The organism is Flavobacterium sp. KACC 22761, from assembly GCF_034058155.1.
Classification (GTDB): domain Bacteria; phylum Bacteroidota; class Bacteroidia; order Flavobacteriales; family Flavobacteriaceae; genus Flavobacterium.
Genome location: NZ_CP139148.1, coordinates 2,050,060 through 2,062,624, shown reverse-complemented (window position 1 = coordinate 2,062,624; position 12,565 = coordinate 2,050,060). Strand labels below are relative to the sequence as shown.

The following is a 12,565-nucleotide window of genomic DNA, read 5'->3' as shown; positions in this document are numbered from 1 at the left end:
ATGAAAAAAACTATACTCACTATCTTTTTATTCGCTTTTTGCACAATATTATTCGGTCAGGAAAAAAGCAATAAATTTTCAATTGAATTCCAGAATGCTGATTTAAAAACAGCTCTAGAAAGCATTGAAAAAACCACAAATTATAAATTTTTTTTTGATGAAAACTGGCTTAAAAGCGAAACTGTTTTAATCAATAAAACGTATAACAACATTTCTATTGAAGACTTACTGCGTGATCTTTTTGAAAAAACGACTTTAAATTATTTCATAAGCAATAATGTCATAATTTTAACCAAAAGCAGTACAATTCACGCGTCACTTCCCGACGGTTACTTTGACAAAACTACACCGCAAACCGATAAACCCTCGGCAAAACCTATATTTCATCAACAATACGACTCTATAACACAAAATCAAAACGTTTCGGGAATCGTATATATTGGAAAAGAAAAAAAAGGAGCAGAATTAAAATCATATACCCTTTCTGGCGCTGTAAAAAATGGAAAAACAAAAAACATTCTTTCTAATGCAACTATAAGAGTACGCGGAAAAAACAGCAGTACCGTCACGGATAATGATGGAAATTACAAAATTGTTGTTCCGTACGGACTTAATTATATTGATGTAGAATTAGTCAATCACAAAAAAACTACCGAAACCGTAATGGTTTACGATGATGGAAAACTTGATATATTCCTTGACGAAAGCTTTAACGAATTAGACGAAGTAGTTGTTAAAACAAGCGCGAAAAAAAATGTAAAAGATGTGATAGCGGGAGTTTCAACAATTGATGTCGAAAAAATAAAAAACGTTCCGCTAGTGCTGGGCGAAAGAGATATTTTTAGAGTCGCAACTACTTTACCGGGAATCAAAACAACCGGAGAAGGCTCGGCAGGATTTAATGTAAGAGGAGGAAAAGACGACCAAAATCTAATTCTTTTAGACAATGCTGTTCTGTATAACACTTCACACTTTTTAGGTTTTTTCTCGGCTGTAAATCCTTATACAACAAGCAAAGTTGACATTTATAAAGGAAGTATTCCGGCAAGATTTGGAGGCAGATTATCTTCTGTTTTTGACATTGCTTCTAAAAATGGTAATCCAGAAAAATTCTCAGGCGAAGGCGGCATCGGATCAGTTACAAGCAACCTTACTATTGGAACTCCAATTATAAAAAATAAAGCGAGTATATTAGTTGGATTCAGAACTACGTATTCAGATTGGATTTTAAAGAAACTAGACAACGAAGATTTAAAAAATAGTCAAGCTGCTTTTTTTGATGGCATCATAAAATACAACCACAAAATAAATCCGAAAAACAACATTGAATCAACATTATATTACAGCAAAGACCGTTTTAGCATTTCTTCTGATTCTGTTTATAAATATAGCAATGCATTGGTTTCTTTAAAATGGAATCATGCCTTTAGTGATAAAACAAAAACCGATTTCATATTTACAAATAGTAATTACAAGTTTAATATTGACTTTGACAACGGAACTCCCGATTCATTTAATTATGGATACAAACTAAATGATACTCAATTTATAGCCAATTTCAATTATTCGCTGAATTCTAAGCACGCTTTTAATTACGGTATTTCAAGCAAACTATATAATGTTGACCCCGGTTATCTCAACCCGAAAAGCTCTGAATCGACCATTATTCCTGTTCAAATTGAAAGTGAAAAAGCATTAGAATCTGCGATTTATGTTTCGGATAATTACAATTTGAGTGAAAAAATCCTAGTGAGTCTCGGACTTCGTTATTCAACATATTCGGCATTGGGCGAATCGACACAACGCGTTTATCAGCCAGATGCTCCAGTGAACGACAATACCGTAATTGGCACAAATTATTATAAAAAAAATGAAATCATCAAAACCTATGGCGGATTTGAACCACGAATTGCCATGCGCTATTTGTTCAATGACGATTTCTCTGTAAAAGCAAGCTTTGACAAAACATATCAGTACATCCATTTACTGACAAACAACACAACGCAATCTCCTACAGATGCATGGAAATTGTCTGATTTGAATATTTCGCCACAAGAAGCTAGACAATATTCTTTAGGGTTTTACAAAAACCTTAAAGATGACGAATTAGAATTAAGTGTTGAAGGATACTTTAAAAAATCAAAGAATCTTTTGGATTATAAAGTAGGTTCTGATTTAATGCTGAATGAAAACACCGAAACCCAGCTTTTGCAAGGTGAAGGAAAAGCATATGGAATTGAATTTTTAGTGAAAAAAAATATTGGAAAACTTAATGGTTGGCTTGGATATACTTACGCACGAACTTTTATAAGAGTAGACACTCAGTTTATTGATGAAAAAGTAAATAATGGCCATTATTTCCCAACAAATTTTGACAAACCGCATGAAGTAAGCGCCGTTCTAAACTATAAATTCACTAAGAGATATAGCCTTTCTAGCAATTTTGTTTATCAGTCTGGAAGACCTATTACCTTCCCTATTGGATCTTATGTTTATAATGATATGCAGTACACAATTTACAGCGATCGTAATAAATACAGAATACCAGATTATTACCGATGGGATATTGGTTTTAATATCGAAGGAAATCATAAAATCAAAAAACTAAGCCATAGTTTCTGGAATATCTCGATTTACAATGTTTTAGGACGAAACAATCCTTATTCGATCTTTTTCGTAACTACAGACGGACAAATTAAAGCCTACAAAACTTCAATATTCTCCGTGCCGATTCCAACTATAACTTATAATATCAAATTTTAAGCATCAATAAGAAATGAGATTTCAAACACTATATACTAAACATTTATATCAGAAAATATTTCTTCTATTTTTCTGCATCACGATAAGCAGTTGTACAGAACAATATATTTTTCAATCCAATACTTTCGAAGACATTCTTGTAGTTCAAGCCCGAATTACAAACGAACTTAAAAAGCAGGAAATAAAAATTTCTAGATCATTTCGTTTGGGAGAAACTACTCCCACAATGGAGGCGGGCGCAAATGTTTATATTAGTGAAGATGGAAATAAAACCTACGAATTTGAATTTGAAGAATATTCAGGACTGTATGTTTCAAAAGAACCTTTTCAGGCACTTCCCGAAAAATCATATCAATTACATATTACTACAAAAGACGGAAAATCCTATTCGTCTGCAACACAAACTCTAACCGCGATTAGCGATGTTCAAGTAGAACCAAAGGTAGAAACTATCGATGGCTATAAAGGAGTTCAAATTCAGGTAACCAATTATGACCCAAGTGCGAAATCAAAATTCTACCGATACGAATACGAAGAAACATACAAAATTGTATCTCCCGCTTGGAGTCCAAACAGACTTATCGTAGATCCGAACAGCCCAAATAAAGAAGAGCCCAATTTTTTAATGATTCCTCGACAGGGCGAAACCAGGGTATGTTATACCACAAAAAAGTCTGACGATTTAATCTTGCTTAGCACAGTTGGCCAAAGTGAAGACCGAATTAATCTTCCAATACGTTTCATCGACATTTCAAATCCTATCCTTAATGAGCGTTATAGTATTATTGTGCGCCAGTATGTTCAAAGTTTAGAATCATATACGTACTATACGACTCAAAAAAAACTTTCAACTTCAAAAAGTCTTTTATCCCAGGTTCAGCCCGGATTTAATTATGGCAATTTACAATCAGATGATAATCCTGACGAAAAAATAATCGGCTATTTTGAAGTGTCATCTGTTTCGTCAAAAAGAATCTTTTTTAATTTCAGAGATTTGTTTAAAGATGACCAATATCCACCATTTTACACAAATTGCACCCCGACAGAATTAGCAAACTGCTGGGATGCGAAGGGATGTGCAGGCGCAACAATACTTGCCTTAATTAAATCGCCTGCTCCTGAAAAAGTATTTTATGGACAACGAGACAACATGGGAATCATCATATTTTTCCCTCCTGGCTGTACAGACTGCACAAAAATTTCATCTAACATTAAACCTTTATTTTGGATAGATTAAAAAACATAATACGCATCATAATGCTGATAGTCGCAAATATGGCTATTGCGCAGCATAGTTCATTCCCTAAAAATGAAACTAAACTATTTAGCGAAAATATATTTGTTCATGCAAACAATACTACTTTAGTTGCAGGAGAAACACTGCATTGCAAGTTTTATTGCTTAAACGCTCCAGCAAACAATTTCAGTTCGATCAGCAAAATAGCTCGTGTTGAACTTATAAACAGTGAAAAACAGATTATTTTCAGCAATAAGATTTACATTGACAACGGAACAAGCGAAGGCGATTTTTTTATCCCAACAACAATTGCAACCGGCAATTATAAACTTATTGCCTACACAAACTGGATGCTAAACAATACGATTTCAAAAGTATCTGTAACAGATCTTATTATTATAAACCCTTACATTATTAGCAATAAAAAACAAGCTAAATCGACAACTCTCGAAAACGGCGAAAAAATAACCAAAAATCAATCACTCGCAATAAATTCTTCTTCTAAAGACCAAACTTTTGCATTAGAATTAGATAAAAAAACCGTTTCAAAAAGAGAACAAATTGTACTCAAAATAAAGTCATTAAACAATATTGTCCATGAGGGAAGTTTTTCTCTTTCAATAAAAAAAACGAATAATCTTCCTTTCAAAGAACAAATAAATTCACATGAATTTGCAAAATCTAACACCGAAAACAATTTAAATAATCAAACTACTTTTTTACCAGAATTTAGAGGTGAAATAGTATCCGGAAGAATCAAAAACAGCAAAGATCCTAGCCAAATAGCCGATAAAAATGTTGCACTATCATTGCCAGGAAAAAATTTCGCTTTTAAAACTGTAAAAACAAATCCAGACGGGAAATTCAATTTCATTCTAGACAAAAATCCAAATTATTTTGAAGCAATAATTCAAGTTGTTGGGAATGATAAAAACGATTACACTGTCGAAATCGACAAATACAATGAATATGATTTATCGCAGCTAACACCGGGGGAAGAATTTTATCTTTCTGCCGATTACAAAACAAATCTTGAAGAAAGATCTATTGCCAATCAAATCGAGAATTCTTATTATCATTTAAAAAAAGATAGTATTCAAGTAGATCCAAAAACATTTCCGTTTTTTTATCCAATGGAAAAAGAGTATGTTCTAGACGATTATACAAGATTTCCAACTTTAAAAGAAACAGCTATAGAAATCGTTAAGGAAATATATTATCGTGAAGAAAATAAAAATTTCACATTACATGTGCGAAGCATCAATCGTGATCTAAACTTTTTCTCCGAGCCCTCTTTAGTCTTGGTTGACGGATTATTGGTTCAAAATACAAATGAACTTATAGATCTTAAAATGGATAATATTTACAAAATAAGTGTAGTTCCAGGTATTTATTTTTACGGACCTACGGCATTTGATGGCATTATTAGTTTTACGACAAAAAACAATGATTACAGCACAAAAGAGAAAGGATCGCACATATTAAAAACTGAAATCCAAAGACCTTTAGGCAAAATCACACATTTTAAACAAAATTATTCCAGTACAAGCAAATATGATCGTATTCCGGATTACAGATACCAATTGCTTTGGGAACCACAATTATCATTAGAAGAAAAAGAAAAAACAATTTCATTTTTTACTTCTGATGTTCCCGGACAATATGAAATAAATTTAGAAGGATTTACAAAAGATGGAATTCCAGTTTCTTTAAAAGAAAATTTTGAAGTAAAATAATAAGAATATAAAAAACGATGAAGATCTCTAAAGGCGAAGTGTAAAAAAGATGTCGCCTTTTTATACTTTGTTTAAACATTGAAGCGTTTTTTAAAACAAAACATGCATATTTTATCGTATTTTAACAATTTTGACTGCCGTTTATAACTTTTTTTTAATACTTTTGAAATTAACCAAAATAAAACCAAAATACACCAGTCCTTTGAAAAATTCACGAAAAAAGATAATATTTCTGTGCCTATTTGGATTATTACTAAACATTCCGTCGATACACAGCCAAAGTGTTAAAGAAACCGAAATTTTCAATTGGTTTGATAAAAATGCAGGAATAGAATCCTTAGATATTAAAAATGGCCCTGCACATTTAAACTTTGACAAAACCATAAACAATCAGCACCGATACTATGGTACTGATGAATTCAAAAAAGGAAGCATTAACTACAATGGTCAAAATTATTTTGATGTCTACTTAAAATACGACATCTATGCTGATCAACTGGTTTTACGTCCTTATGATCAGCAAAACACTACAAAAATAAATCTCTTAAAAGCAAATATTGCTTATTTCAAGATTGGCGATGAGAATTTTGTAAAACTGGACGAATTAAACAATTCTCTTTTCAAAGGTGGTTATTACAATGAAACTCTAATCAAAAACAATCAAGCGCTTTATATTAAATACTTTAAAGAAAAAAAGAAAAATATCAAAGAAGAATTAGACTTGATTGATTATAAACCTCGCTATGAATTTGTTTTATGGAAAGACAACAAATTTAATTTAATCAATGAAAAAAAAGAGATTATAGCCTTATTCCCTGAAAGCAAAAGAAATATAAATGATTTCTATCTCATGAATAGAAGCTTGCGAAAAGAAAACCCCCCAATATTCATGAAAAACTTAATGAAATACATTAATAATTAAAACCTGAAGAAACATACAAATGAGAATATTTACTATCCTTTTATTATTTTTCGGTTTTAATCAGTTACTGCATTCACAAGGCGAAAAAAAGACAATAAACCTTACCTTCAGCAATATTAACAGAATTGCTGTTCTAGAAAAAATTGAAGCTTCAACTTCATATAAGTTTTATTTTCAAGACAATTGGTTTGACAAAAACGTATTGATTTCTGGTGATTACCAAAACAAAACAATTGATGAAGTTTTGTCAAAAGTTTTACAAGATACAGAGCTTAATTTTTACATCAACAAGAATAAAATTATCTTGACAAAAAACAGCATCATTTATGATAAGTTTCAAAACAATAAAAAAGATGCCAATGCTCCAATTTTTTTCCAGCAATACGATTCGGTTAAAAAAGATAAATCTGGAACAACTGCTCCAATTGCATTAATTGGAAAAGAAGCCGTTGATTCAGAAGTTGATTTGTATACTTTATCTGGTCATATTACAGATCTGAAAGACGGCAAGCCATTGGCCGATATTAATGTTAAAGTAAAAAACACCGCTATAATTTCGACCACCAATGCCGAAGGTTTTTATAGTTTTAAACTTCCAACAGGACTAAGCACAATTGAAGTCGAATCTTTATTTTACAACAGTACTTCCAGAAAAATAATGATTTACAGCAATGGTACATTAGACTTTTCTGTGATTGAAAAAATCAATCAGCTGGATGAAGTTTTAGTAAAAGGAAAAGACAATCAAAACATTAGAACCGCCATAACCGGAGTTACAACAATTGAAGCGGAGGGCGTAAAAACTATTCCTTTAGTTCTTGGAGAGCGAGACGTCTTAAAAGTCGCTTTAACAATTCCTGGGATCAAAACGGCAGGCGAAGGATCTTCTGGATTCAATGTCAGAGGCGGAAAAGAGGATCAAAATTTAGTATTGTTGGACAATGCTACGATTTACAACCCTATGCACCTTTTTGGTTTTTTCTCTTCCATAAATCCATATACAATCAACAAAGTTGATATTTACAAAGGAGGAATTCCATCTGAATTTGGAGGACGTTTATCTTCGGTTTTTGATATCGTTTCTAAAAATGGAAATACCGAAAAAATTTCTGGCGAAGGAGGAATTGGACCCGTAACCAGCAATCTTACTCTTTCTGTGCCTGTTGTAAAAGACAAAGCAAGCTTGTTAGTTGGCGGACGCGCTACTTATTCTGATTGGATCTTAAAAACCTTAGATGACGAAAGATTAAAAAACAGCCATGCTTCTTTTTATGACTTATTTGCCAAATACAATCACAAAATCAACAAAAACAATTCGGTTGAAGGAACAGGCTATTACAGCAAGGATTCTTATACTTTGACTCCAGACTCCTTATTTAAATACAGCAACAGATTAGTTTCATTGAAATGGAAACATGCCTTCAACGAAAAAAACAACAGTGAATTCAATGTTACAAATAGCGAATACAAATACAGCATTAAATATGAATCTATTAATCCTGAGTCTTTTCTTTTAAAATATAAAATAAACGAAAGTCAGGCCGTTTTAAAATTTGTCAGCGAGCTTAATGCTAAACACAGATTGACTTACGGAATTTCAAGCAAACTTTACAAAGTAAATCCCGGAGAATTGTCTCCATACGGAGAAAGCTCAATAGTCACGCCAGTTACTGTTGAAAATGAAAAAGGATTGGAATCAGCTGCTTTCTTGTCTGATAAATTTCAAATTTCAGAAAAAATATTATTAGATGTCGGAGCCCGATATTCTTATTATATGGCTCTTGGTCCATCGACACAAAATATTTATCAAGAAGGCGTGCCTAAATCGCCTGCGACCGTGATTGAACAAAAAACGTATGGCAATAACGAAGTAATCTCCAGAAATGGTGGTTTTGAGCCGAGAGTCGGTTTGCGTTATATTTTTAACGAAAGTCTTTTTGTAAAAGCAGGTTTCGACAAAAATTACCAATATATCCATTTGCTTACCAACAACACCACTCAAGCGCCAACTGATACATGGAAATTGTCTGATTTGAATGTGAAGCCAGAAAGTGGTTTGCAATACTCTTTAGGCATATTCAAAAAACTAGAATACAACGATCTGGAATTAAGTCTTGAAGGATATTACAAAACCTCAAAAAACATTTTAGATTATAAAGTAGGATCGCAACTTCTTTTAAATCAAAACTTGGAAACAGAATTGCTTCAAGGTGATGGAAAAGCGTATGGAATCGAATTTTTATTGAGAAAATCAATCGGAAGACTTAATGGATGGATTGGATATACGTATTCGAGATCATTCATCAAACTAGACAGTCAGTTTAACGATGAAAAGGTTAACAACGGTGAATATTTCCCAAGCAATTTTGACAAACCACACGATGTCAGCATTGTAATGAATTACAAGTTTACACATCGTTACAGTTTTTCTTCTAATTTTGTGTATCAAACAGGAAGACCAATCACTTATCCTATTGGAAAGTATTATTACAGTGGTGCCGAATACACCTTATATACCGACAGAAACAAATTCAGAATACCTGATTATTACCGTTTAGATATTGGATTAAATATCGAAGGAAACCATAAGATTAAGAAATTAGCGCATAGTTTCTGGAATATTTCAATTTATAATGTGTTAGGAAGAAATAATCCATATTCAGTCTTTTTTGTAACCAAAGATGGCCAAGTAAAAGCTTATCAAACCTCAATTTTTGCGGTTCCAGTACCAACCATTACTTATAATTTTAAATTTTAACCGTTATGAAAAAAATCTTTTTAGTTAGATTTCTAATAACAACTTTGTTTTTATCGGTATTGGGATGTACAACGCCGTATGATTACCAATCGAGCAGCGCTTATGAAGATGTTATTGTAATTGAAGCAACGATCACAAATCAAAATAAAACTCAGGAAGTAAAAGTGACCAGAGCCTATAAGCTTGACGAAAAAATGCCAACTTTTGAAGCGAATGCTACTGTTTTTGTTACCGATAATTTGGGCAATAAATATGAGTTCAAACAAAATGCTGAAAAGTATACCTCTGTTAATCCGTTTCAAGCGGCTCCAAACAGACAATATCAATTGCATGTTCGCACTAAAGATGGAAGAGATTATGTTTCAAGCACTGAAAAATTACCGCAACAAACTGAGATTGAAAGCTTAGAAGCGAAAGCCAAAACAAAAAACAATCAGCTTGGCATTGAAATCACCGTAAACAGCACTGATCCTACAAATAGCTCGCATTACTACAGATATGAATATGACGAAACTTATAAGGTTGTAGCTCCAAAATGGTATCCTCAAAAAGCTGTTCCTGTATTTTTTGCTGCAGGATCTTATCCTCCAGGAAAAGTGGTTTTTGAGGACAGAACATACGAAGCAAGAATTTGCTACTTAAGTCAAAGTTCAAACGAACTGATTTTAACCAGTACAAGCGATTTATCTGAAGACAAAGTAATCAACTTCCCTGTTCGATTTATTGCCAGTACCGATCCTATTATAAGAAACAGATATAGCATATTGGTCAAACAATATGTTCAAAGTCTTCCTGCGCATACTTTTTTCGCCACATTAAAAGAGATTTCTAATATAGGAAGCATTTTATCTCAAACGCAGCCAGGATTTTTTTATGGCAACATTCAATCCGTTGCCAACCCAAAGGAAAAAGTTATTGGTTATTTTGATGTGTCATCCTATTCTGAGAAAAGGCTTTTTTTCAATTTCACTGATTTATTGAATGGTCAGCCATTCCCAAACTATCAATATGACTGCCCTGCTCCAATTCCTGAGATTTCTAAAGGAGAATATCAATTCAAATACTGCTTTAATCAAGATCCTTTGTTAGAATGTCAAGGTGAAGTAATATTAAATTTATTGGCTAGTGGCATAAAAGTCTTTTATCCTACAGAATCACCTACTAACTATATTTTGTATCCAGTACAATGCGGCGACTGCACTTCATTTTCATCAAACATAAAACCACCATTTTGGATAGATTAAGATACATATTACTTCTTACGCTCGCTTTAAGCGGCCAGCAGATTGTATTTGCTCAAAAAAACAATTCTGTAAGTGAATTGAATGAAGTTGACAAAAAAATGAACGAGTCAATTTACATCAGTACAAATGCAAATTCTTTTTTGACAGGCGAAACTTTGCAATACAAGTTATTTTGTATCGACAAATTGACAAATATTGCTTCAATTTTTAGCAAAATAGCTTACGTACAATTAATTGACAATAGCAAAAAAACAGTTTTTACACATAAATTATTCCTGAATAAAGCAACAGGAAATGGTGACTTTTTTATTCCTACCACATTAGAAACCGGAAGCTATAAACTGATTGGCTATACCAACTGGATGCTTAATAAAAATACTCCAGATTATTTTTCTGCAGATATTTATATCGTAAATCCATATAAAGAAAATCCGAGCAACAGTACAGTCTCTTATAATGCTGTTACTTCCGAAACGGTAAACAACAGCAATATTTCATTTGATATAAAAAACAAATCATACAATACGAGAGATTTGATTGAATTAAATATAAAATCCAATTCAGACGAATTTACAAAAGGAAATTATACTTTATCCGTTAGAAAAACAGATGGCTTTTTGGTTCAAAACAAAGCAACTTTCAGCAACACAGTAAGCCAGAACAGCGAAATCACAAACAGCCAATTTGTATTGCCTGAATTGCGAGGCGAAATCATAACAGGAAAAATATTTTCGGAAACTGCCGAAATTAAAAACAAAAAAGTAGCACTTTCAATTGTTGGTAAAAATGCGGATCTGAAAATTGTAAAAACCGATGATCAAGGAAAATTCATTGTTATTTTAGAAAAAGAGAACTCAAATTCAAATATTATTGCTCAAGTTCTTGAAACTGGCAAAGAAGATTATACCATTGAAATTGACAAACAAAGAAATATCGATTTTTCGAATTTAACTTTTCCTGCTGTACAATTCAATTCAGATTTTAAACAAAACATCACCGATCGCTTAATTTCGACGCAAGTTGAAAATGCTTATTATGATGTCAAAAAAGATAGTGTAATTACACCAGCCGTTGCGCTTCCATTTTTCGGAGCATCATCTGAAGAATTTAAGTTAGATGATTTTACGCGATTTCCAAATATTGAAGAAACAATTACAGAAATCCTAAAAGGTGTTTATTATCGAAAAAATGATAACATATATTCTATTCATGTTTTTGACAATAATGACAATTACGAATCTGCACTTCCAACAATGATTATTGTTGACGGACTAATTATTGAAGATTTGAATGAGTTTTTTGCCTTTAATCCTAAGAGTCTCTACAAAGTAAATGTAGTACGAGGACTTTACTATTATGGCTCAAAATCGTTTAATGGCATTGTGATGTTCACAACAAAAAATGGCGATTATGATACTAAGCTCAAAGGCAAGTTTATCGCTAGACCAGAAATCTTGAGACCTCAGGTAAAGAAAAATTATTTTAGCCCTGACTACGCAGGCAATAAGAATATAAGAATTCCAGATTATAGACATCAGCTTTTATGGCAACCAAATATTGATTTGAGCAAAACAAGCTCAAATATTAAATTTTATGCCTCTGATGTTTCCGGAAAATATGAAATAACACTCGAAGGATTTTCTTCTAGCGGAAAACCTGTTTTTATAAAAGACTTTATAGAAATAAAATAAAAAGCAAGTAATTAAACTTTAAGAAACTCAAGACAAACAAAAACAAAAAACACATTGATTACAAGGGATTTGTATTTAAAAAACAAAAGTAAAATTGTAAAATTTAATATATTCCAAGGTATAAATTATAAATTTTAAAAATATTTTTAAATTAGTTGTAACTTTTTTGACACTTCGTACGTATAACTACTTGTACACTTAAAAATTGAGGAGA

General features: G+C 32.2%; 7 protein-coding genes. All 7 read left to right on the top strand.

Features of this window, described 5'->3' with window-relative positions; genetic code table 11:
• The 7 genes from SCB73_RS09025 (at window position 1) to SCB73_RS08995 (ending at window position 12,351) form a co-directional block, all read left to right on the top strand.
• Window positions 1–2,763: a TonB-dependent receptor gene (locus SCB73_RS09025; RefSeq protein WP_320569716.1), complete on the top strand. Its 2,763-nt coding sequence runs from the start codon at window positions 1–3 to the stop codon at window positions 2,761–2,763.
• Window positions 2,764–2,776: 13 nt separating this feature from the next.
• Window positions 2,777–4,000 carry a DUF4249 domain-containing protein gene (locus SCB73_RS09020; RefSeq protein ID WP_320569715.1) on the top strand — a complete coding sequence of 408 codons (1,224 nt, stop codon included), beginning with the start codon at window positions 2,777–2,779 and terminating at the stop codon, window positions 3,998–4,000.
• 20 nt (window positions 4,001–4,020) lie between these two features.
• The gene (locus SCB73_RS09015; protein ID WP_320569714.1) at window positions 4,021–5,736 is read left to right on the top strand and encodes a hypothetical protein; all 1,716 of its coding nucleotides are present in this window, start codon (window positions 4,021–4,023) and stop codon (window positions 5,734–5,736) included.
• Window positions 5,737–5,938: 202 nt separating this feature from the next.
• The gene (locus tag SCB73_RS09010; protein WP_320569713.1) at window positions 5,939–6,658 is read left to right on the top strand and encodes a hypothetical protein; all 720 of its coding nucleotides are present in this window, start codon (window positions 5,939–5,941) and stop codon (window positions 6,656–6,658) included.
• Between the two features lie 19 nt (window positions 6,659–6,677).
• Window positions 6,678–9,416 (top strand): TonB-dependent receptor, encoded by a 2,739-nt coding sequence (locus SCB73_RS09005; RefSeq protein WP_320569712.1) that lies wholly within the window; start codon window positions 6,678–6,680, stop codon window positions 9,414–9,416.
• 5 nt (window positions 9,417–9,421) lie between these two features.
• Window positions 9,422–10,660, top strand: coding sequence for a DUF4249 domain-containing protein (locus tag SCB73_RS09000; protein WP_320569711.1), 1,239 nt, complete (start codon window positions 9,422–9,424; stop codon window positions 10,658–10,660).
• On the top strand, window positions 10,648–12,351 hold the full coding sequence (locus tag SCB73_RS08995; protein WP_320569710.1) for a hypothetical protein: 1,704 nt from the start codon (window positions 10,648–10,650) through the stop codon (window positions 12,349–12,351). Before SCB73_RS09000 ends, SCB73_RS08995 begins: the two co-directional genes overlap by 13 nt.
• The last annotated feature ends 214 nt before the right edge of the window (window positions 12,352–12,565 follow it).

What these genes read in the sequence shown, in the direction of transcription:
- SCB73_RS09000 (WP_320569711.1), top strand. Translation starts at nt 9,422, where the DNA reads ATGAAAAAAATCTTTTTAGTTAGATTTCTAATAACAACTTTGTTTTTA.
- SCB73_RS09015 (WP_320569714.1), top strand. Translation starts at nt 4,021, where the DNA reads ATGCTGATAGTCGCAAATATGGCTATTGCGCAGCATAGTTCATTCCCT.
- SCB73_RS09020 (WP_320569715.1), top strand. Translation starts at nt 2,777, where the DNA reads ATGAGATTTCAAACACTATATACTAAACATTTATATCAGAAAATATTT.
- SCB73_RS09005 (WP_320569712.1), top strand. Translation starts at nt 6,678, where the DNA reads ATGAGAATATTTACTATCCTTTTATTATTTTTCGGTTTTAATCAGTTA.
- SCB73_RS09025 (WP_320569716.1), top strand. Translation starts at nt 1, where the DNA reads ATGAAAAAAACTATACTCACTATCTTTTTATTCGCTTTTTGCACAATA.